Origin of the sequence: Nocardia sp. NPDC003269, from assembly GCF_042888005.1 — a bacterium.
Taxonomy (GTDB): domain Bacteria; phylum Actinomycetota; class Actinomycetes; order Mycobacteriales; family Mycobacteriaceae; genus Nocardia.
In genome coordinates this window covers 1,992,585-2,014,536 of the sequence record NZ_JBIAPA010000002.1, presented here as the reverse complement: position 1 = coordinate 2,014,536, position 21,952 = coordinate 1,992,585, and the positions used below count along the sequence as shown (strand labels likewise).

The window sequence follows — 21,952 nt, the reverse complement described above, 5'->3', positions numbered from 1 at the left end:
GACAGGCGAGAACATGCGCATAGCCCTGCTGTCCTACCGCAGCAAAACCCACTGCGGCGGCCAAGGGGTCTACGTCCGGTACCTGAGCCAGGGCTTGGCCGAGCTCGGCCATCAGGTCGAAGTCTTCTCCGGCCAGCCCTATCCGGAACACCTCGATCCGCGCGTGCGGCTCACCGAGGTGCCCAGCCTGGATCTGTACCGTGACGACGATCCGTTCCGCACTCCGCACCCGCGCGAGATCCGCGACCGGATCGACCTGCTCGAACTCGCCACCATGTGGACCGCCGGGTTCCCCGAGCCGCGCACGTTCAGCAGGCGCGCCGCGCGGCTGCTGCGCTCGCGCGCCGGCGAGTTCGACATCGTGCACGATAATCAGTGCCTCGGTGACGGCCTGCTCGACATCGCCGAACTGGTGCCGCTGGTCGCGACGATCCACCATCCCATCACCAGGGACCGGGCGGTGGACCTGGCCGCGGCGCCGTGGCGACGTAAGCCGCTGGTGCGGCGCTGGTACGGATTCCTCGGGATGCAGCAACGGGTCGCCCGCGCGATTCCCGATCTGATCACGGTCTCCAGGTCCTCGGCGGACGACATCGCCGCGGACTTCGGCGTGTCGCCGCGACAGCTGCACACGGTTCCCCTCGGGGTGGACACCGAGCTGTTCCGGCCTCGCGCCACCGGCCGGATACCCGGGCGGATCGTCGCGGTGGCCAGCGCCGACAAGCCGCTCAAAGGTATCGCCCATCTGCTGAAAGCGCTGGCGCGACTGCGCCATACACGGGACGTGGAACTGCGCCTCGTGGCGAAACTGGAGCCGAACGGACCGACCGAGAAGCTCATCGCCGAGCTCGGCCTGGCCGACATGGTCACCACGGTGAGCGGCCTGAGCGACGAGCAGCTGGCCGAACTCCTCGCCTCGGCGCAGATCGCCTGTATCCCTTCCCTGTACGAAGGGTTCTCGCTGCCTGCCGTCGAGGCCATGGCCAGCGGAACCCCGCTGGTCGCCAGCCGGGCCGGGGCACTACCCGAAGTGGTCGGCGACTGCGCCGAACTCGTCGAACCCGGCGATGTCGACGCGCTGACCAGCCGGCTCGGGGCGCTGTTCGGCGATCCGGGTCGGCTACAGCATCTGGAACGCGCGGGCCGCCAGCGCGCCCTCGACGTCTACAGCTGGGCCGCGGTCGGCGCGCAGACCGTCGCGGTCTACGAACAGGCGATCGAGCGACGTCACCGGGTCAAAACCCGATCTATTCATCCTTCCCCTTCGAACAGCCAGGAGCGCACATGCTGACCGTCGACTTCGATCGGCTGGGCGTCGGCCCGGGAAAACGCGTCATCGACGTCGGCTGCGGGGCAGGCCGGCATTCCTTCGAGGCCTACCGCCGCGGCGCGGATGTGGTGGCCTTCGACCAGAATTCCGAGGATCTGGCCGGCGTGCAGCTCATGTTCGAGGCGATGGCCGATGCCTGCGAGGCGCCGGACTACGCGAAGGCCGAGACGGTGCGCGGCGACGCCCTCGATCTGCCCTACGGTGACGGGGAATTCGACGTCGTCATCGCCTCGGAGATCCTCGAACACATCCCGCACGACAGCCAGGCCATCGCCGAGCTGGTCCGGGTGGTCAAACCCGGTGGCACCCTGGCGGTGACGGTGCCACGCTGGTTGCCCGAACGGATCTGCTGGGCCCTGTCGGATGAATACCACGCCAACGAGGGCGGCCACGTGCGCATCTACCAGGCCGACGAGTTGCGCGACAAGATCACCGCACGCGGCGTGCGGTTCGTGCGCCAGGACTTCGCCCACGCCCTGCACTCCCCTTTCTGGTGGCTCAAGTGCGCGTTCGGGGTCGCCGACGACAAGCACCCGGTGGTAGCCGCCTATCACCGGCTCCTGGTGTGGGACATGATGTCCGCGCCCACACTGACCAGGACCGCCGAAAGCCTGCTCAATCCGCTGATCGGCAAGAGCGTGGCCCTGTACTTCACGAAACCGGCTGTGGCCCATGGCCTTTCTTGATCTTCCCGCGGTCCCCGGAGTCCTGACCACCCGGGATATCCGCCGAACCGGCGAGTCCATCGCCGCCACACAGGAACCCGACGGTGCGCTGCCGTGGTTCACCGGCGGCCACACCGATCCCTGGGACCACATCGAATCCGCCATGGGCCTCACGGTCGCCGGCCTGTGGGACCGAGCGCGCGACGCCTACATCTGGTCGGCCAAGACCCAGCGCGACGATGGCTCCTGGCCCACGCAGATCCGCCAGGGCGTGATCGAGAACGCCGATGCCGACACGAACTTCTGCGCCTACCTGGCCACCGGGATGCTGCATTTCCTGACCGTCACCGGTGATCGCGGCTTCGTCGCCGACCTGTGGCCGACCGTGCGCGCCGGCATCGATTTCGTCCTCGGCCTGCCACGGGGTGCGCACGGCGAAATCCACTGGTCGGCCGGTGAATCCGGCACCTCGGGCGAAGCCCTGCTCACCGGCTGCTCGAGCATCTACCACAGCCTCGGCTGCGCGCTCGAGCTCGCCGACCGCAACGGCGATCCCCGCCCCGACTGGGCGAGCGCGCGCCGCGGGCTCGGCAACGCGCTGCGCGATCACCCGGAAGCCTTCCTGGACAAGAGCCGCTACTCCATGGACTGGTACTACCCGATCCTGGCTGGGGCGCTGCGCGGCCGGGCGGCACACGCGCGCATCGAGCGGCACTGGGGCGAATTCGTCGTGCCCGAGCTCGGCATCCGCTGCGTCTCCGATGCCCCGTGGGTCACCGGCGCCGAGACCTGCGAGCTGGTCCTGGCACTGGACGCCAACGGCAACGACGCCGCCGCCAACGCGCTGTTCACCGCTGTCCAGCACCTGCGGGAATCGGACGGATCCTATTGGACCGGCCTGGTCTTCACCGACGGGAAGCGCTGGCCCGAAGAACGCACGACCTGGACCGCGGCGGCCGTCATCCTGGCCGCGGACGCCCTGTCGCGCACCACCCCGGGCAACGGCATCTTCCGCGACGCGCACCCCAGCTGAACCCGCGTCGGCACCCTCCCGCCGGGGGGGGGGGGGGGCCCCGGGGGGGGGCGCCCCCCCCCGGGGGGGGGCGGCCCCCCCCCCCCCCCGGCCCCCCCCCCCCCCCGCGGGGCGGCCCCCCCCCCCCGGGGCCCCCCCCCCCCCCGGCGGTGGCGTCAGACTCGGACCGCGGCCTCGACGAACCGTCCGGGACGAGTGACCAGCGGAAGATCCAGCGTCGTCCGGATGCCCGACGGCGCGGCCACGACGGTGGCGATCGCGTTCACGATGCGGCCCGCGGCGGCGACGATAGCGGCGTGGTTGTGGTCCCCGTTGCGGCTGGTCGGACAGATGTCGACGTGATACGAGGGCTCACCGACGATCTCGACGCGATAGGAGCCACCCTCCTGCGCGGGTCGCGGCCAGTCCGGGCACAGGTCCTCGCGCAGCCTGGTGATGTGTTCGACGACGATCACCGGCCGGTCCGCGACCATGCCGCGGACCTGGAAGCGCAGCGCGGCCAGACCCCCTTCGGGAATGTGCCCGGCCGCGATATCGAATCCGGTCGGCGCCGCGACCCGTTCGTAGTCCTCGGTGATCGCGTCCAGCGTGAGACCGAGCCCCGAGGCGAGTTGCCGGATCGCGGGCCCCCAGGCGAGGCTGAGAATCCCCGGCTGCAGCAACATCGGGATCTCGTCGAGCGGCAGCCCGAAGCCCATCACGTCGAACATCACGGTCGCGCCGTCGTAGGTGGCGTAGTCGGCGATCTCGAGGCAGCGCACCTGCTCGACGGTCTGACAGGTTCCGGTCAGCGCCAGTGGCAGCAGATCATTGGCGAATCCCGGATCCACGCCGGTGATGAACAGGCTCGAATCACCCTGCTCAGCAGCGTCTTCCACCTTCGCGACAAGTTTGGGCGGGAGCGCGTTCCAGGGATACTGCAGCATTCCCGGCGCCGAACCGACGACATTCACCCCGGCGGCGAGCAGGCGCCGGCAGTCCTCGATCGCCTCCTTCAAACGCGTATCACCCATGGCGCAGTAGACGACGCATTCCGGATCGGTGGCCAGCAGGTCGTCGAGGTCACCGACCGCGGCGATCCCGGTGGTGACCTCGAGTCCCGCGAGCTCACCGGCATCGCGGCCGAGTTTCTCCGGTGACGACACACAGACCCCGGTCAAGGTGTAGTCAGGGCTCTCGAGCAGACCGGCCAGCGCCAGCCGGCCGACGTTTCCGGTGCCCACATGGGCGACACGGATAGGCATCCGTCCTCCTAAACATTCGTCCACTCTATCTTCCAGACACGAGTCTGGATTTCATTCCAGTTTGCATGTTAGCCTCTCCCGCATGGGACGTGTAGACGGAAAAGTCGCCATCATCAGCGGCGGCGCACGCGGAATGGGCGCCGAACACGCGCGCGCACTGGTCGCCGAAGGCGCCAAGGTCGTCATCGGCGATGTACTCGACGACGAGGGCCGGGCGCTGGCCGAATCACTCGGTGACGCAGCGCTGTACGCGCACCTCGACGTCGCCGACCTGGAACAGTGGGAGGCCGCGGTCACACAGGCGGTGAACCATTTCGGCACGCTGAATGTGCTGGTCAACAATGCGGGCATCGTCAACGGCGGGCCGATTCAGAAGTTCGATATGGCCAAGTGGCAGCGGATCATCGACGTCAACCTCACCGGGACCTTCCTCGGTATCCGCGCCTCGGTCGACGCGATGATCGCTGCGGGTGGCGGCTCGATCATCAACGTCTCCTCGATCGAGGGGCTGCGCGGCGCGCCCTGGGCACACGGCTACGTGGCGTCCAAATGGGCGGTGCGGGGATTGTCGAAATCCGCCGCGCTGGAACTGGCCCCGCACAACATCCGGGTGAACTCGCTGCACCCCGGCCTCATTCGCACGCCCATGACCGAGCGCATCCCGAACGACCTGCTCAACATCCCGCTCGGGCGGCCCGCCCAATCCAGCGAAGTGTCGCCGTTCGTGGTGTTCCTGGCCAGCGACGAATCGTCCTACTCGACCGGGTCGGAATACATCGTCGACGGCGGCCTGGTGACCGCGGTGGCCCACAACGGCTCGTAACCACCCAGAAGGAGCAGCGACAATGACCGAAACGGTCCGGGGCATCATCGCCCGCCAGCCCGGCGCCGCCGTCGAAATGGTCCAGATAAACCTCCCCGATCCCGGCGCGCACGACGTCGTGGTCCGGGTGCTGGCCTGCGGCGTGTGCCATACCGACCTCACCTACCGCGAGGGCGGAATCAACGACGAGTTCCCGTTCCTGCTCGGCCATGAGGCCGCCGGCGTCGTCGACCGGGTCGGCGACGGCGTCACCCATGTCGCGGTCGGCGATTTCGTCGTCCTGAACTGGCGTGCGGTGTGCGGGGCCTGCCGCGCGTGCCGGCGCGGGCGTCCGTGGTACTGCTTCGACACCGCCAACGCCGAGCGCCGGATGACCCTCGACGACGGCACGGAGCTCACGCCCGCGCTCGGTGTCGGGGCGTTCGCCGACAAGACTCTCGTCCACGAAAAGCAGTGCACGATAGTCGATTCCGCTACCGACCCCGCCGTGGCGGGCCTGCTCGGGTGCGGCGTGATGGCAGGCCTCGGCGCGGCGCTCAACACCGGCGCGGTCGGCCGGGGCGACACCGTGGCGGTGATCGGATGCGGCGGCGTCGGCGCGGCAGCGGTCGCCGGCGCGAAACTCGCCGGTGCCACCACCATCATCGCGGTCGACCGTGACGAGACGAAACTGTCGGCCGCCGCCGAACTCGGCGCGACGCACTCCGTCGACGCCACCGCGCACGATGTGGTCGAGCGAATCAAGGACTACACCGGCGGTTTCGGTGCCGATGTCGTGATCGATGCGGTGGGCCGGCCCGAGACCTGGCGGCAGGCCTTCTACGCGCGCGACCTTGCGGGGACGGTCGTCCTGGTCGGGGTACCGACCCCGGACATGCGCCTGGACATGCCGCTGCTCGACCTGTTCTCCCATGGTGGCGCGCTGAAGTCGTCCTGGTACGGCGACTGCCTACCCGAACGCGACTTCCCTGTCCTGATCGAGTTGTATCGCCAGGGGCGGCTGCCGCTGGACCTGTTCGTCACCGAACGGATCGGCCTCGACGAGGTGGAGAAAGCCTTCGCCACGATGAAGTCCGGCCGGGTCCTGCGCTCGGTGGTCACCTGGTGACCACCGATTCCACCGCCGTGCCGTCCACCGAGCACATCCGGCAGGTGATCACCTCGGGAACCTTCGAACTCGACGGTGGCAGCTGGGCGGTCGACAACAATGTGTGGGTGGTCGGGGACGCCACCGAGGTCGTCGTCATCGACGCGGCCCATGACGCCGAGGCGATTCGCGAGGCGATCGCCGGGCGAGCGGTCCGCGCGATCGTCTGCACGCACGCGCACAATGATCACATCGGTGTCGCGCCCGCTCTTGCCCGATCGGTCGACGCCCCCGTCCTGGTGCACCCCGGTGACGACATGCTCTGGCGCGCGGTCCATCCGACCGCGCGCTACCAGCCGATCGAGGACGGCCTGCGAATCACCGTGGCCGGCACCGAATTACACGTCCTCCACACGCCAGGCCACTCCCCCGGGTCGATCTGCGTGTGGGCGCCGGAACTGTCGGCCCTGTTCAGTGGCGATACGCTTTTCGCGGGCGGCCCGGGCGCGACCGGGCGCTCCTTCTCGGATTTCCCCACCATCATCGGCTCGATTCGAGACCGCCTGTTCAGCCTGCCCGCCGAAACGACCGTCCTGACCGGTCATGGTTTGAGTACCCGGGTGGGCACCGCGGCCCCCTGTCTCGACGAGTGGATCGACCGAGGCTGGTAACACGCCAGGGAGTGCGGTGACTCGCGATCGACCGGATCGCGAGTCACCCCAGCAGGCGACGAGCGCACCGCTCCAAACGATCGGCCGCCGCGGCGTAGGTCAGATGTCCCATCCCCGCCTGCAGCATCGCGCCGTAGTACACCAATTCGAGGTCCTCGAGATCCTCGACGAGCTCGGGGTTGTCCGATCCCAACGCCTCGACCAGGCGTTCGTGCAGTGCCATGCCGATCCGGACCCGCAGATGCGCGACATCGGGGTCCTCACCGAGCAGGGCTTGGCTCATCGCGGCCGCCAAGGCGGGCTCGTCGGCGACGAGCGTGGATACCTGCCGCAGCACCGCGATGGCGCGGGTCGCCGGATCGGCGTCGGGGAGGTCCTCGGGTTCTGTGGCGGTGAACCGCCGCCAGTACACCTCGGCGATGATGTGATCCTTGGAGGAGAAGTAGGTGTAGGCGGTGGCCGTACCGACCCCGGCCTCGGCCGCGATCAATCGGATGGTGGTGGCCGCGTAGCCTTCCCGAGCCAACACGACGACGGCGGCGCTGGTCAGCCGGGCAACCGTCTCGGCTTGTTTTCCGGTCAGACGGCGCCGGGTGGCTTCCATAGGGTTCGACGCAGGAGCAGACATATGTCCGAATACTACACCGACATCTGTCCAGAATGGTAAAGGCGCCCCGCCTGTCGCCGGACCGACGGGGCGGTGGCACGGTCAGCGATGGAGACGCTCGTTGTAGCCGCGCCGTGCGGACTGGTCGACATCGTCGAGGAAGATGTGGTCGATCCCGAGCCGCCGGACCATGAACTCACTGATCGGCCGCGGCGTCACCTTGTCCATCGCGGCCAGCCAACCGGCTCGGCGCGTCACCGTGACCCGTCGGCGCGGTCGTGCGACCAGGCCCGCGACTGCCCTGGCGACGTCCTCGGGTTCGGCCAGCAGCCCGAAAGGCGCACGCGTCCCGGCGATCATCTCGGTACGGGTGAACGTCGGCAGGACCACCGAGAAGTGCACACCACGGCCACGATGCTCCCGGCGCATCCCTTCGGTGAAACTCAGCACCGCCTGCTTGCTGGCACAGTAGGTCGCCATCCCCGGAGTCGGGTTCTCCCCCGCCAGCGAGGAGATGTTCACGATGTGCCCGCGCCCACGCGAGAGCATCTGCGGCAGTGCCAGTTTCGTGCCGGCGATGACGCCGTAGACGTTGATGTCGAGTATCCGGCGGGTGATGTCGTCGGATTCTTCGACGAAGGGCCCGACGGGCATGACCCCGGCATTGTTGATCAGGACATCTAGGGGGCCGACCACTTTCTCCGCACTGCCGAGGAAGCGCTCGAACGAAGCCGGGTCGGTGACATCGAGCGCGAAGGCACCCGCGAGACCGACAGCTGCCGCCGTATCGGCCGCCGTGTCGAGATCGATGTCGCCGATGACCACCGAGCACCCGCGCGTTGCCAACTCGGCGGCGATGGCCCGCCCGATTCCGCGCGCGCCTCCCGTGATGGCGATCGTGCGCGCCGCGGTCCCGCCGATGCCCCGTTGCATCCTCATCAAGTGTCCGCACCTCCTGGAGGATATGACCGTTGTCTCAGCCGCTATCCATTGCCTTGCAGTGGTGTCCAGAATAGCATCTAGACTTGTGTCCGAAACAGTGTCTTCCACCGCTGAATATGACCGACGGATTCCCGACGACAGGGCCGAGACCTGCGCGCGAATCCTGGATGCCACGATTCGAGTCCTGTCCCGCAACGGCTTCGACGGCCTCAGCCTTCGTGCGGTCGCCGACGATGCCGGAATCACGACAGGCATCGTGCGGGCCTATTTCGGCTCGCGCGAACGACTCGCGGCCGAGACGATATGGCGCAGCCTGTCATTGGCCGCGCACAACCCCCCACCGGCCGGACTCACCGTCGCGCCCGGCCTCGACTCCGACGACACCTCCATGCCGCTCACGATCTCCCGCATGGCGGATTCGGCCGCCGATCTCGGCGACGACCCCAGGATCACCGCGTTACGGGATCGGCTCAGCGCCCGTGTTCGCCGCCGTGCCATGGCCGCCCTCGGACCCGATGCCGATGCCGAATCCGTCGACCTGCTCGAGCGGGTCTACACCGATGCGCTCATCGATGCGGGCACGGGATACAGCTCGCGAATACTCGAGCTGAACGCTGCGCATGCTCCGGAACAGCCGGTCGCCGACCATTGAGCCGAGCTACCGGTTCGCGCCGAGGAGACCGGTCGCGAACCGGGAACAGCAGGCCCACAACAGTTGTCGCACGACCGGACGACAGAGCGCCGTACGGGCGTGCGGCAACGGGCGCCGGGTCAGGGGCGAGCCGACGTCGCGGTCCGGTAGTCGGGATCGCGGCCGGTGGCGTAGTTCTCGGCCCAGCGATAATCAGGTTTGCCACTGGGCGAACGAGTGACCGACTGCGCGACCCACAGTGTCCGCGGCACCTTGTAGCCGGCGAGATGGGTGCGCACGTGGGCGATGATCGAGGCGAAGTCGGGTTCGGTTCCGGCCGACAGTGACATCACCGCCGCGACCTGCTGTCCCCATCTTTCGTGCGCGATGCCGACGACCACCGCGTCGAACACGGCCGGGTGCGCTTTCAGCACGCTCTCGACCTCTTCCACGAAGACTTTCTCGCCGCCGGTGTTGATCACCATATTGCCGCGCCCGATGAGCGTGATGGAGCCGTCGTCCTCGACGCGGGCACGATCGTCGGTGACCACCATCCGGGCGCCGTCGACGGTCTTGAACAGCTTCCGGGACTTCTCGTCGTCCTTGTAATAGCCCAGCGGCACCGCGCCTGTCTTCGCCAGCCACCCTTGTTCTCCGACCGCGACCGGGCGGCCGTCCTCATCGACGACCACGGCACCGCGGCCGGTCTGCACCCGCGGACCTCGCCCCGGATCGTCGTGCTTGGTCGCGAAGCCGATACCACCGAATCCGGTCTCCGACGATCCGATCGAATCGGTGACCACGGCGAACGGAAACTGTTCGAGGAGTTGGTTCTTCACCGGCTGGGACAACAGTGCCGCGCCCGAGGCGACGGCCACGAGGGAGCTCGCGTCCGGCAGCGCGAGCCGGTACGCGTCGAGCAGCGGGCGGGCCATCGCGTCACCGGTGAGCACCATGATCGCGGGCCGTTCCCGCTGCACAGTCCGCCAGATGGCTGCCGGGTCGAATCTCGATTCGTAGACGATGGTGTTGCCGCTCCACAGCGCGGCGAAGGTGGGCATCATCCCCGCCGCGTGAATCAGCGGCGGCAGGATCAGCCACCGGGTCGGCTCGGCCTGCGCGCCGGCGCGCGACTGCGCGAACTCGTCCGCCACCGGTTCCCCGGTGTAGAAGTCGATGCCGCCGCCGAGGACCCGCCACATGTCCTCCTGGCGCCACATGACGCCTTTGGGCAGGCCGGTGGTGCCGCCGGTGTACATCACGAACAGGTCGTCGGCGTCGCGGGCCGCCTGCGGCCGCGCCGTCGATGCGGCGAGTACGGACTCGTAGCGCGCCGCGCCGGTGTCGAGGTGATCGCTGCCGAGATCGTCGTCGACGACTATCGCGTGACGAACCCGCGGCACCTGCCGCAGCGCCTGCTCGACCGGCTCGGCATAGCTGCGGTGGAAGACCAGGGTGTGGATATCGGCGTTGTCGTAGAGGTAGCGCAATTCCTCGGCGCCGTAGCGATAGTTGATGTTGATCGGCACCGCCCGCACTTTGAAGCAGGCGATGATCGTTTCCATGGTCTCGATGCTGTTGTGCATCTGGAATCCGACATGGACTCCGGGGCCGACGCCGATCGAGATCAGATGGTGGGCAAGGCGATTGGCCCGGGCGTCGAGTTCAGCGAAGGTGCTGCGCCGATCGCCGTGGATCAGCGCGGTGCGCCCGGGCATCGCGTCTACCGCGTGCTCGAACAGGTCAGCGAAGGTGCACGCCATAGGAATTCAATCTCTCGGTGGTGCTGTCAGACCACGGTCAGCGGAAGGGGAATGCCACGATCGGCGAATTGGAAGGTCGCACCGGTGCTGAACCGGGTGATGGCGACATCGCCCGACTCGGCGAACGGCTTCTCCGCCAGGAGGAATCCGACCGCGAGTTCATCGTCGGTGTCGTCGATGACGTGGACCGTGAAACGCGGGTTCACCCCGCGCGCCATCGCCTCCAACGGCGCCAGATGCGTGGCGTCGATCAGCGCGGGCCAGACCTTGTCGGTCACGGCCCCGCTGCGCTTCGGGATGCGCAGGCGCACCCCGATGTCGGCGTGATCGACACGGATGCCGGTGTAGCACAGCGGGTTCCAGGCCGGATGCCGCCGCAGCACCTGGGCCAGGGCGGCATCGTCGTCACCGAGACCCAGCGCCAGGCGCAGCCGCTCGGCGGTCAGGCCCGCGATGCCGGCGAACTGCCTGCGCCCGATGTCGGCGGCCGCCGCGTCCTCGGCCCTGGCACCCACCGCGATGAGGAACCCGAGGGTCAGCAGGTGGTGCTGGAGGCACACCTCGTCGGCCATGCGGATCAGCGCCGAGCGCGAGAAGTCGCCGAACCGCAGATCGCTGAGCAGCGGGCCCGCGTAGTCGCCGAGTCCGGGGTCGAGTGGATCGATCGGATCCAGCACCACCTGGGCGGCGTGCGATCGCGCGACGGTCTCGAAGTTGGCCGGAACCGGTGGCGGGACATGCGAGTCGTCGATGACCACCGTCCACGCGCAGACCGGATGACGGTCGGCGGGCACCCGTGGCGGCCGATGGATCGGCCGCACCTGGGCGTGCGGATTGGTGGCCAGAGCGGTGGCGTCGAAGGTGGGGTCCTCGATGTCGTGGCACATCGAGCGCACGTAGGACTCACCCATGGGTTCCACGTCCGCGAGCGCGCCGCAGTGATCGAGCCAGAACTCGCCGTGCCGGTGGTCGTGCACGCGGTAGCGGAAGTCCATGAACTGCGGTGGCGCCCCGATATCGAGTTGCAGCCCTTTGAAGATCGTCTCCACGCCGTCGCCGGTGAAGCCGAGCGCGCGCTGCATCCGCCGGGTGTAGACGGGACTGGCCACCTGCCATTCTTCGATGGCCACCTCGGCCATGCCCTCGCGACCGAAAGCCGCGATGCTGTGTGCCATCCCGGAGCGGTCGATCAGGTGCCCGCTCAGCAGCAGTTCGGGCACCAGGATCGCCAGTTCGGTCCGGCTCAGGTCCGCGAAACCGCTGCGCGCGCGGTCCGGTTCGCTCACCACAGCGGCACCGGGGCTTCGCCGATCTTGTACCAGCCCGGCAGCGGGTCACCGGAGACGGCCCGGGTGATGCGCTTGTTCATGCCCGGTGACAGCGCGTCGGCCGACATCATCTCCAGGAACAGCGAGCTCACATTGCCGAAGTCGAAGAAGTCCCGCTGCCAGGACCACTGGAAATTGCCGCCGTAGCGGAACCAGCTGCCGCCGATACCCGCCGGGGAGTAGTGGCTACCGTCGGGACGGGTGGTGTCGGCGACCTGCTTCCAGAAGCCGATCACCGTGCCGCTGCGGTCGTCGACGACCATCTCCTGATACGGGTAGGTCCAGCCCTCGAGGCCGTCCATTTCCACGCCGATGGCGATGTCGCGGATCTCGTCACGGCCGACCGCCATGAATTCCTGTGTCGGACCGTAGTTCCAGCCGTACGTGGCGTCCTCGGTGTAGTACTCCGCCAGCGGACGCCAGTCGCCCTCGGCTTCACAGTCCTTGTTGGCCTGCAGCCAGCGGGTCACCATCTCGTCGAGCTCGGCGCGATCGAAAACAGCCATGTTCTCAGTCCTTTCGGGTTGTATCGGCAAGTCAGTTGTCATCGCCGTCGATGATCGACAGCGCGCGAGTGGGGCAGTAGCGCGCGGCGTCCATGACGGCGGCACGGGCTTCCGGCGCGGGATCGGTGTCGAGGATCTCGACCTTGCCCCGACGGGGAACGGTGAAGACCTCGGGTGCCTCGGCCGCGCAGACCGCGTGGCCCTGGCACAGATCCAGGTCGACGACGATTTTCATGCGAGGCTCCCGTCGGTCCTCGGCCGCACGCGCGCCTCGGGTTGCACCTCGGTCAGCCGGATATGCGCGCCGCGCGGCGCCGACACCACAGCCAGGACGGCCGCGGCCAGATTGGACGCGCGCAGCATCTCGGAATGCCGGGCGAATCCCCAGGTGGCCCAGTCCTGCAGAACCGGCCCGATGATCTCGGCGGTGGTGTCGGAACCCATCGAGGTCTTGGTCGGGCCGGGCCGCACCACCGAGGCGCGCACGCCGGTGCCCTCCAGTTCCATCCACAGCTGCTGGGCCATCGCTTCCAGGCCCGCCTTCGCGGCGGGGTAGGCGCCCGAACGCGGGCGCGGCGACGGCGCGGTGTCGGAGCTGATGATGACGAAATCGCCACGTTCGCGCTCGATCATGCCCGGGAGCACCCGGTGGGCCAGCCGCTGCGGGCCGACCAGATGGACGTCGACCTGGCGAAGGAACTGTTCGGGGGTCAATTCGTGGACCTGACCGAAGACCAGGTTCCCTGCCCCGGACACCAGGATCTCGGTCGGCCCGAACTCGGCTTCCGCGGCGGTGACAAAGCTGTCGACGGAGTCGGTGTCGGTGACATCGAGGCGACAGGCCAGCGCCTGGCCGCCGTCGGCGCGGATCTTGGCCGCCAGCGTCTCGCATTCGTCGAGCCGACGCGCACCGAGTACGACGGGATGACCGGCCTCGGCCAGCGCCTGTGCGGTGGCCGCGCCGATGCCCGATGAGGCTCCCGCGACGAGCGCCGGACGGGAGTCGGGTTGGGGGGCGAAGCGGGGCATCAGTGGACCTCCGTAGTGATGGGAAGCGTGGCGAAGCCACGCACGTTCGTCGAATGCACTCGCACGATCCCGGCGTCGTGGAGCGTGTAATCACCGACCCGGGACGCGAACTCGCGCAGCGCGATGGTGGTCTCCAGCCGCGCCAGATGGGCGCCGAGGCAGAAGTGCACGCCGGCGCCGAAACTGGCCAGCGCGCCCTTCTCCGGCCGGTCGATGCGGAAGATGTCGCCGTCGGGAAAGACCGCGGAGTCCCGGTTGGCCGACCCCATCAGCAGCAGCACTTTCGCGCCCGCCGGGATCGTCCGGCCGTGCATCTCGATGTCGGTGGTGGCGCTGCGGGCGACGATTTGACTGGAGGTGTCGAACCGCAGCGTCTCCTCGACCCAGTCCGGTACCAGGTCAGGGGCGGCGACCACCTTGGCGTACTCGCCCGGTGTGCGCGCGGCCCAGTAGAGCGCGTTGCCCAGCAGTTTGGTGGTGGTCTCGTTGCCCGCGACCACCATCAGGAACATGAACCCGATGATCTCCTCGTCGGTGAGCCGGTCACCGTCGATCTCGGCGTCGAGCAGGGCCGAGGTGAGATCGTCGGTCGGCAGCTGCCTGCGGCGGGCGACCATCTCGCTGTAGTACACGATGAGTTCGAGCGCGGACTCGATGGCCGCGGCGGGCATATCGAGTACCCCGTCGTCGCGGTGGACCACCAGATCGGCCAGCCGCCGCACCTCGGCACGGTCGGCGACCGGGACACCGAGTAGTTCGGAGATGACGTCCATGGGCAGTTTGCCCGCGAAGTCCTCGATCCAGTCGAAGGTTCCCTTGGCCAGCGCCGGTTCGAGGTGCTCGAGGGTCAGTTCGTGGATCCGGCTGTCCATCTCGGCGACCCGGCGCGGCGTGAAGCCCTTGAACACCAGCTTGCGCATCCGCATGTGCCGCGGGTCGTCCATGGCCAGAAACGACATCGTCTTGTGCGCGTGCGGTCCCCAGGCCGCCGGGTCGAGGGAGACCCCGTTGGCGCTGGACAGGCGCACGTGGTCACGGAATCCGGCGATCACATCGGCGTGGCGCGACAGGGCCCAGAAGTCCAGATCCGCGTTGTGGTAGAGCGGGTTCTGCGTGCGCAGGCGCTCGTAGGTCGGATAGGGATCGTCATGAAACGCGTAGTCGTACGGATCGAACGTGAACGGCTCCACTGCGGCCGACGGCATCACGTGTACCTCGAATTCAATAGCGGGCGTGTCCGGTCCCCGGTCAGCCGACCGGGCCGGAGGGACAAATGACTGGACATGTGTCTGGACACTATCATCGACGTGACCCCAGAACAATGCTCATGGCGAAATACGCCGCGACACAGTCACATTCCGCGAAGCGCGAGGTCGACGATCTCCCCGGCGCGCACGAACTTGACCCGAGGCCGCCCCGCCAGAGCGCCATGGGCCCGTTCGGCGGCATCGACTGTCATCCAGCCGCCACGGTCGATGCGCTGCGGGCAGCGCTGGGTGAGCAGTTCCTCGAACGCCTCGCGGTCTCGATCCGGCTCGGTCAAGCTGCCCGCGAGGAAGTCCTCGATCAGCCCGGTCACCGTCTCCTCGGCGTCACCCCGGTTCGTGCCGATGACACCGCGCGCGCCCCGCTTGATCCAGCCCGCGGTGTAGACGCCGGGTGCGACCGTGTCCGCCGCGTCGACCACTCGGCCATGCCGGTGCGGAATCACGCCGGCGACGGAGTCGAACGGGACATCGGGCATGGGATTGCCCCGATAGCCGACCGCCCGCAGGATCAGCGAGGAGGGGACGACTTCCGTTCGGTCGGTGGCTACCGCTGTCACGCCGTCGGCCGAGGCGCGCAACTCGTTGTGCACGATCCGCACCGCGTCCACCGCGTCAGCGCCGCTCACCTCCGCCGGGGAGACGAGGAACCGGAAGACGATGCGCTTGCGATCACCGGTACCCGCCCGTCGCGCGTACTCCTCGGCCAGGGTCAGCTTGAGCCGCAGCGCCGGATCGGTCGAGGGATCCGCGAGCGCCGCGGCCACGTCGTCATCGATGTCGGCGGGATCGATCACCACGTCGACATCGAGCTCACCCAGCGCCAGGAACTCGGGCCCGGTGAACGCGGCGTGCCGCAGACCCCGGCGGCCGAGGAGAACTACCTCACGAACATTGCTGTGCCGCAGCGCTTCCAGCGCGTTGTCGGCGATGTCCGTGCGACCCAGCGTCGCCGGATCGGCGGTGAGGACGCGGGCGATATCGAGCGCTACGTTGCCGTTGCCGACGATGACGGCGCGTTCACCCGACAGATCGAAGCGCCGGTCGGCGAAGTCGGGATGTCCGTTGTACCAGGCCACGAACTCGGTGGCCGAGTAGCTTCCCGCGAGATCCTCACCGGGGATGCCCAGCCGGCGATCACCGGAGGCCCCGACGGCGTAGATGACGGCGTGGAAGTGCGCTAGCAGCTCGTCGTGGGTGACGTCTCGACCGATGTCGACATTGAGGTGCATCCGCACCGCGTCCCGCTTGAACGCGGCGTTGAACATGTCGGTCACACCGCGGGTTTCGGGATGGTCGGGCGCTACGCCGTAGCGGGCAAGGCCCCACGGAGCGGGCAGCCGGTCGAACATGTCGATCTCGACTCGGCCACGTCCCAGAAGCTGCTCGGCCGCGTAGCAGGCCGCCGGGCCCGTGCCGACGACGGCCACGCGCAGCGTCGCCGATTCCCGTGGCACGCGGATCGGGTTCGGCACCGGCGCGATGGCGGTGTCGAGTGGATTGCGCTCGAAATAGGCGGCATTGATGTCGGCGTAGCGCTCCAGAGCGGGTGGCAGTTCGTCGGCACCGAAAATGGCGTCGACGGGGCACGCCTCCACACACGCACCGCAGTCGATGCAGGTATCGGGGTCGATGTGCAGTATCTCGGCGGTGGCGAACGCCGGCTCGTCCGGCCGGGGCCGAATGCAGTCGACGGGGCACTCCACCACACAGCTGGCGTCGTTGCAGCAACGTTGGGTGATCACGAAGGCCATGGGGCGTCCTCACGTCTGGGGAACCGAGGAGTCGATTCAGGTGGCGATGATGCGGTCGAGGTCGCGCGTACCGCGAAGTCCTGCGCCCACCGGTAATCCGCTTTCCCGGTAGGCGAACGCACGATTTCCGAACATCGGAGAATCGCCTTCGGAAGTTTGTAGCGGGCAATGTGTTTCGCACCTTCGGCCAGCAATTCCGCGTCGGTGACGGCGTCGTCCATCAGTTCCACGATCGCCACGACCTCGCTCCCCCATCGACTCGACGTCCGTCCGACCACCACCACATCCGCTACGCCGGAATGCGCCGCGATGGCCCGCTCGACTTCCTCGACGAAGATCTTCTCGCCACCGGAATTGATGGTCAGGTTGTCGCGGCCGAGCAGTTCGATCTGGCCTCCGTCGCGCAGATTCGCGCGATCCCCTGCTATCGCCCAGCGCTGTCCGTCGATCACCGGAAACGTCCGTGCCGTCTTCGCTTCGTCGTCGAGATATCCGAGCGGAATACGGCCCCGCCGCGCCAGCCAGCCGTGCGACCCTGGCTCGGTGAGCACCCGGCTCATCTCTTCGTCGACGATCGCGGTGTCCGAGCTCTGGGGCGCGAAGTTTCCGCCCGCTTCCGGGTCGGCGGAACCGTAGACCTGTGTCATCTGGATCCCGGATTCCGAGGAACCCACGGAGTCGATCACCATCACCTCGCGGCCCAGCGCGGTCATCAGCCGCTGACGAACCGTCGGGGTGAGTGGCGCGCCCGCGTTGTGCACCGCGGCGAGCGTGCCCAGGTCGTAGTGACCGGCTTCGAGTTCACCCGCGATCGGACGAGCCATCGCGTCACCGACGATCGGCAGCGCGATCACGCTCTCCCGCGACACCGCCCGGAGCACGGAGGCCGGGTCGAAACGGTCTGTCACCGAAGGCAATACCAGTGTGCCCCCGTGCGTCACCGTCTGGAACAGCAACCACCCGCCTGCCCCGTGCATGAACGGGGCGGCGACAACGAGCCGGTAGTACCCCTCGGTCGCCCGTGCCGATTCGACCAGCTCCGCATAGGAGCCGAGCTGCTCGCCGGTGCCGAACCGGGTGCCACCCATGGCGGCCATGTAGATGTCGTCCTGCTGCCACAGCACGCCCTTCGGCATCCCCGTCGTGCCGCCGGTATACAGCAGGTAGAGGTCCTCGCCACGGGGAGCGGGGAGCCCGTCCGGCGGCGGTGGGGTCGCGACCGCGTCTTCGTAGGCGACGGCTCCCGGCAGCAGCGCATTGTCACTGCCGTCGGCGACTTGGACGAGCAATACCGGTCCGGGCAATTCGTCGAGAATCGCCGCAACCCGGGGGGCGAATTCCGCTTGATAGACAAGCACTTTGACCTGGGCGTCGCGCAACAGGTAGACGAGCTCTTTTTCGACGTAACGGTAGTTGACGTTGAACGGCACAGTGCGCGACCGGTAGGCACCGACGAGTATCTCCGGATATTCGGTGCAGTTGCGCAGGTAGATGCCGACATGGTCCTGGCCCGAGGCATGACCGGCCAACGACGACCGCTCGATCCGGCAACCGAACCCCCGAGCCGCGAGAAAGCCGGCGAATCCACTGCTGCGCCGGTCTGCCGCGCCATAGCTGATCCGCCGGTCGCGCCAGACTATGAATTCCCGATCCGGCACCGCCGCGGCGACCGCGGCGAAGACTTCCGACAGATTGAATTTCACCATTGAAACCATCCCGATGGTATGTAGCTTGATTCATCAATTGCACTCAGAAACCGTGGCCGGTTCGGGGGCGGACGGCGGCGTCCCGCCGGACTACTACGTGGCACTCACATCGGTGGCGATCATGCGATGCAGGTCCTCGATCGGCCAGACCGGCGATGTCCGGTGATCGCGGTAGCCGAGGACCCGCGGAGTCTGCCGTCGATACCTTCCGACGAATCCTCCTGCGGCAACGAAGATCTCGCCCGTGATCGACACCGCCGACGCACTGCTCAGATACAGATACAACGCGGCGGCGTAGTCAGCAGGTGGTGGATCCAGCGACGCGTCCATCGTCACCTGGTCGATCATCCCCCGGCGGTACAGCTCCTCCAGGTGATCCTCGTATACCGGCCCCGAGGAAAGCCGGGTCCGGGCGCCAGGACAGACGACATTCGCGCGCACCGCCCTGTCTTTCAACTCAGCCGCGATCGCCAGCGTGAGGCTGTTGACCGCACCTTTCGCAGCGGCGTAACCGGTACCACCGAAGTCACCGAGGAACGCGAAGGACGAGGTGTTGATGATCGAGCCACGCTGCTGGGCCACCATGCGCGGGGCGGCGATGCGGCAGGTCGTGAATGTCGTCGCGAGATGGGAATCCAACTGCGCCTGCCAATCCCGCGGATCGACCGAAAGAATCGAGGAACCGGACGGTTCCGCGATCCCCGCGCAATTGACGAGCACATCCACCGCGTCGCATTCGGCAACACACGTTGCGACCAGCTTCTCCGCGACCAGCGCATCGGCCGCCGACCCGTCGACACCCCATGCCACGCCACCCGCGGCCCGGATCTCAGCGACGGCCCGATCCACAGCCGCCCCGTCCCGTCCGTTGATCACGACTCCCGCACCGTTCATCGCCAGCAAGCGCGCCACAGCGAATCCCACCCCGCTGCTACCGCCGACGACCACCGCCCCCCGGCCGAACATGATCTGCGGTCGGCTCACTCGACACCACCCGCGATGCCCGGCCCGCACACCGCTGTGACATCCGGACACCACTCGACATCACATCGAGCACTCGGCCTCCGCCGCATCAGGCTCTCCTCACCTTGCACGTTCTCCGGATGGAGTGCATGACCGTCGACCTCCGCTACGACCGGAAGCGACCTCCACCTGAGACCTCTCAGTGTCTGGACAGATGTCTATCACACATTCTGACACTTGTACATCGAACTCTCCCACTCGGAGCACACCACTGACCATCGACGGTGAACATGAGCCGGCACTCGCTTCCCCGACCGACAGCGACCAAGACGGCGCGCCCCCTGCCGACGGCGCGCGAATGCCCAATTCCGAAGCCATCAGGACCTGATCGCCGATAGCGATGTCGGCCTGTCGGCGTCGCCGGTTGGGGATGCGGGCACAACCACTACCCACGTCAAAGCCGACATACACGAAATCGCCACTGCCCTGGTAACTCTGACGCAGCAAGCCCGCCCACTCGCCATGCCGACTACCGCATGGGAGGCAACGCCCCGGCCCAGCCCTCCAGGTCGGTGGGCCGGGCCGGAACGACGTGGTTACCGCGTGACCTCGAAGAGGCCGCCAAATTCGCTCGAGGAAGAGAACAAGCGATGACCGATACCCAGCGGTCAGTCCGATCTGCTGCGGCAATGTTGTCCAGCTTCGTCCACACGATCATGAACACCGAAGTCGACAGCATGTGCTGCGCCGACTGTGGGGTCGAGGAACATCGGTGCGGAATGTCCGGGTAGTACCCGAGCTCCTTTGGCCGAGACAGATGCGATCTTGTCGGCCACCACGGCCTTGCCGCGACATCAGGGGGACGCGACGGCGAAATCCTCCCGGTAGCCGCCGGCCGCGCGGCGTGTCACAGCTTACCGACGTACTGCTCGCCTCACGTTGCGACTACCGCCGTCAACGTCGCACAGAACGGCCGCCAGCCACTCCCAACCCGCGTGGTCACAGACAGAACCGCATGACCTGCTACTGCGTAGCCAGAACAAGCGAGATCTCTACGAAACACTGATGCTCCAGGTGCGGTATTCGCACCTGGAGCATCGAGCAAATATATGGGGTTGCCTGAGCCGAGAATTGCCCCGATTGTGGACCGCGTCCACAGGGCGAATCTGCCCGAATCGGCTGCGGCACCGGCACTCCTAGTCCTTGATCCCGGCGTAGTTGGCGAGGCTGCGGAGATCGTGAGACGCACGGCGCTGCTTGGCTGCTGCCGACTTGATCACGCTCTTGGTGGCGCTGCTCTTGCGGAAGTGCTCGGGCGCTGCGATCCGGCTCTCGTAGAGCGCCGCTACAGCCTCGTCGACCTCACCGGCGAGCAGGTGTGCCCGGGCCGTGTCGAGCCAGAAATAGCCGTGCCGCTCTTTCGGGAACCGCGACGGGAACCGAGTCGCCTTCGCGATCGCGAGCGCCTTGCCCGGCTCGCCGAGGTCGACCTCGGCGCACACCTTGTACAGATCGATGTTCGTCGGCCCGACGGGGGTGTCGTAGACGATCCGGTCGCCGCCGAATGCCGCGCCAGGTGCTCGGCCTCGCGCGGGTGCGAGCGCGCGGTGTCGGCGTCGCCTGTCGCCGCGGCGATCGTTCCGGCCAGCATGCGCAGGATCGAGTACACGGCCGCCGCGGTGGCGTCGTCATCGACCATGTACTCGATGTCTGACATCGCCCGGGTCAGCAGTCGCAGGGCGTGTTTCGTGGCGCCGACGCGAGACAGCGTCGCCGCCTTCACGTAGTGCGTGGTCGCGAGCAACAGCGGATCGCCGGACTTGGTGGCGGCCCACTCCATCTGGGCGATGTGGTCGACCGCGGCATCGTAGGTGCCGAACACGCGTGAGTGCACGAGCCCGCGATCGTCCATCCAGATCGCCTCGAAACCGCCCGGCACGCGCTCGATCTCGCCGAGCAGCCGAGCCGCACATCGCGCCGCCGGCGCGCCTGCTCCAGATCGAGGACGTGCGCGCGCAGCCGGGGCAGCCTGCCCGCAATGGCCTCGGCGCTCGCCGCGCTCGCCGCCGCCGAGATGTGCCCGTACCGCGCGTCGGTGATCGCGATCGACGAGTGCCCGGCGGTCGAGATCGAGGCGGGCCACGGTTTCCAGCGGCACGAACGTCGTGCAAATGCCGCGGACCGATTTCGGGTCGCCGAGCTTCAACCGGCCGTTGTCCCACTTCCACGCCTTGGTGATGCTGATCGCGCCGGTCTCGCGGTTGATGTCGCCCACCTCGAGCGCGCCCTGCTCGCCGGGGAGGCACATCGACATGACTCCGAACTCCCGCCAGAACGGGCGAGCAGCGCGTCGACGAGCTCGAATTCGTCCTCGCTCAGGTGGTTCACCTCGCGCGCCATCCGCTTCGGCAGCCTCGTCACATCGCACGGGTTCCACGGAATGATCGGGGTCGGTCGCTGCTGCGCGGCCCTGGTGAGGGCAGCGGACAGTAGGCCGTGCTTGTTGGCGATCGTCTTGGGCCCGTTGCCGAATTCGGCTGCGAGCCACTCGACCCACGCCGCGACCATGTCCTGTGTGACGGCGTCGACCGGGAGATGTTCGCCG

Annotated in this window: 20 protein-coding genes; 7 read left to right on the top strand and 13 right to left on the bottom strand. The window is 67.8% G+C overall.

All coding sequences use genetic code 11. The annotated features are described in order from the left end of the window. Positions 1-13: 13 nt before the first annotated feature. From ACFYWJ_RS19680 to ACFYWJ_RS19670, 3 genes are read left to right on the top strand one after another with little or no spacing between them, the layout of a single operon-like run. Positions 14-1,291 (top strand): glycosyltransferase family 4 protein, encoded by a 1,278-nt coding sequence (locus ACFYWJ_RS19680; protein ID WP_355280387.1) that lies wholly within the window; start codon positions 14-16, stop codon positions 1,289-1,291. After that, complete coding sequence (locus ACFYWJ_RS19675) at positions 1,285-2,016, top strand: methyltransferase domain-containing protein (RefSeq protein ID WP_355280386.1); 732 nt, start codon at positions 1,285-1,287, stop codon at positions 2,014-2,016. The genes ACFYWJ_RS19680 and ACFYWJ_RS19675 overlap by 7 nt, the downstream gene beginning before the upstream one ends. Next, positions 2,003-3,028: a prenyltransferase gene (locus ACFYWJ_RS19670; RefSeq protein WP_355280385.1), complete on the top strand. Its 1,026-nt coding sequence runs from the start codon at positions 2,003-2,005 to the stop codon at positions 3,026-3,028. Before ACFYWJ_RS19675 ends, ACFYWJ_RS19670 begins: the two co-directional genes overlap by 14 nt. A gap of 155 nt (positions 3,029-3,183) precedes the next feature. On the opposite strand, the gene ACFYWJ_RS19665 is transcribed toward ACFYWJ_RS19670, so the two are convergent. Beyond that, the gene (locus ACFYWJ_RS19665) at positions 3,184-4,272 is read right to left on the bottom strand and encodes a diacylglycerol kinase (RefSeq protein ID WP_355280384.1); all 1,089 of its coding nucleotides are present in this window, start codon (positions 4,270-4,272) and stop codon (positions 3,184-3,186) included. Positions 4,273-4,354: 82 nt separating this feature from the next. On the opposite strand from ACFYWJ_RS19665, the gene ACFYWJ_RS19660 reads away from it, so the two are divergent. The 3 genes from ACFYWJ_RS19660 to ACFYWJ_RS19650 are packed head-to-tail and all read left to right on the top strand — an operon-like array spanning position 4,355 to position 6,853. Next, complete coding sequence (locus tag ACFYWJ_RS19660) at positions 4,355-5,095, top strand: glucose 1-dehydrogenase (RefSeq protein ID WP_355280382.1); 741 nt, start codon at positions 4,355-4,357, stop codon at positions 5,093-5,095. A 22-nt stretch (positions 5,096-5,117) separates the two neighbouring features. Next, positions 5,118-6,203, top strand: coding sequence for an S-(hydroxymethyl)mycothiol dehydrogenase (locus ACFYWJ_RS19655; protein ID WP_355280381.1), 1,086 nt, complete (start codon positions 5,118-5,120; stop codon positions 6,201-6,203). Then, on the top strand, positions 6,200-6,853 hold the full coding sequence (locus tag ACFYWJ_RS19650) for an MBL fold metallo-hydrolase (protein ID WP_355280379.1): 654 nt from the start codon (positions 6,200-6,202) through the stop codon (positions 6,851-6,853). Before ACFYWJ_RS19655 ends, ACFYWJ_RS19650 begins: the two co-directional genes overlap by 4 nt. 43 nt (positions 6,854-6,896) lie before the next feature. Here ACFYWJ_RS19650 and ACFYWJ_RS19645 read toward each other — a convergent pair whose 3' ends face one another. After that, the gene (locus tag ACFYWJ_RS19645; protein WP_355280378.1) at positions 6,897-7,481 is read right to left on the bottom strand and encodes a TetR family transcriptional regulator; all 585 of its coding nucleotides are present in this window, start codon (positions 7,479-7,481) and stop codon (positions 6,897-6,899) included. 81 nt (positions 7,482-7,562) lie between these two features. Next, positions 7,563-8,393 carry an SDR family oxidoreductase gene (locus tag ACFYWJ_RS19640; RefSeq protein WP_355280376.1) on the bottom strand — a complete coding sequence of 277 codons (831 nt, stop codon included), beginning with the start codon at positions 8,391-8,393 and terminating at the stop codon, positions 7,563-7,565. On the opposite strand from ACFYWJ_RS19640, the gene ACFYWJ_RS19635 reads away from it, so the two are divergent. Next, positions 8,278-9,054 carry a helix-turn-helix domain-containing protein gene (locus tag ACFYWJ_RS19635; protein ID WP_355280375.1) on the top strand — a complete coding sequence of 259 codons (777 nt, stop codon included), beginning with the start codon at positions 8,278-8,280 and terminating at the stop codon, positions 9,052-9,054. The genes ACFYWJ_RS19640 and ACFYWJ_RS19635 overlap by 116 nt on opposite strands. Positions 9,055-9,173: 119 nt before the next feature. On the opposite strand, the gene ACFYWJ_RS19630 is transcribed toward ACFYWJ_RS19635, so the two are convergent. From ACFYWJ_RS19630 to ACFYWJ_RS19585, 10 genes are all read right to left on the bottom strand, one after another. Continuing rightward, on the bottom strand, positions 9,174-10,796 hold the full coding sequence (locus ACFYWJ_RS19630) for an acyl-CoA synthetase (protein ID WP_355280373.1): 1,623 nt from the start codon (positions 10,794-10,796) through the stop codon (positions 9,174-9,176). A 26-nt stretch (positions 10,797-10,822) separates the two neighbouring features. Beyond that, positions 10,823-12,082 carry a hypothetical protein gene (locus ACFYWJ_RS19625; protein ID WP_387162287.1) on the bottom strand — a complete coding sequence of 420 codons (1,260 nt, stop codon included), beginning with the start codon at positions 12,080-12,082 and terminating at the stop codon, positions 10,823-10,825. Next, positions 12,079-12,630 (bottom strand): nuclear transport factor 2 family protein, encoded by a 552-nt coding sequence (locus ACFYWJ_RS19620; protein WP_355280369.1) that lies wholly within the window; start codon positions 12,628-12,630, stop codon positions 12,079-12,081. Before ACFYWJ_RS19620 ends, ACFYWJ_RS19625 begins: the two co-directional genes overlap by 4 nt. Positions 12,631-12,661: 31 nt before the next feature. Then, positions 12,662-12,865 carry a ferredoxin gene (locus tag ACFYWJ_RS19615; protein WP_355280367.1) on the bottom strand — a complete coding sequence of 68 codons (204 nt, stop codon included), beginning with the start codon at positions 12,863-12,865 and terminating at the stop codon, positions 12,662-12,664. After that, positions 12,862-13,659: an SDR family oxidoreductase gene (locus ACFYWJ_RS19610; protein ID WP_355280366.1), complete on the bottom strand. Its 798-nt coding sequence runs from the start codon at positions 13,657-13,659 to the stop codon at positions 12,862-12,864. Before ACFYWJ_RS19610 ends, ACFYWJ_RS19615 begins: the two co-directional genes overlap by 4 nt. Next, positions 13,659-14,864: a cytochrome P450 gene (locus ACFYWJ_RS19605; protein ID WP_355280365.1), complete on the bottom strand. Its 1,206-nt coding sequence runs from the start codon at positions 14,862-14,864 to the stop codon at positions 13,659-13,661. Before ACFYWJ_RS19605 ends, ACFYWJ_RS19610 begins: the two co-directional genes overlap by 1 nt. A gap of 146 nt (positions 14,865-15,010) precedes the next feature. Further along, positions 15,011-16,678, bottom strand: coding sequence for a 4Fe-4S binding protein (locus ACFYWJ_RS19600; protein ID WP_355280363.1), 1,668 nt, complete (start codon positions 16,676-16,678; stop codon positions 15,011-15,013). Continuing rightward, positions 16,666-18,384: an AMP-binding protein gene (locus ACFYWJ_RS19595; RefSeq protein WP_355280361.1), complete on the bottom strand. Its 1,719-nt coding sequence runs from the start codon at positions 18,382-18,384 to the stop codon at positions 16,666-16,668. Before ACFYWJ_RS19595 ends, ACFYWJ_RS19600 begins: the two co-directional genes overlap by 13 nt. A 93-nt stretch (positions 18,385-18,477) precedes the next feature. Further along, positions 18,478-19,368: an SDR family NAD(P)-dependent oxidoreductase gene (locus tag ACFYWJ_RS19590; RefSeq protein WP_387162292.1), complete on the bottom strand. Its 891-nt coding sequence runs from the start codon at positions 19,366-19,368 to the stop codon at positions 18,478-18,480. A 1,324-nt stretch (positions 19,369-20,692) separates the two neighbouring features. Then, positions 20,693-21,622 (bottom strand): hypothetical protein, encoded by a 930-nt coding sequence (locus ACFYWJ_RS19585; RefSeq protein ID WP_355280360.1) that lies wholly within the window; start codon positions 21,620-21,622, stop codon positions 20,693-20,695. Positions 21,623-21,952: the final 330 nt, after the last annotated feature.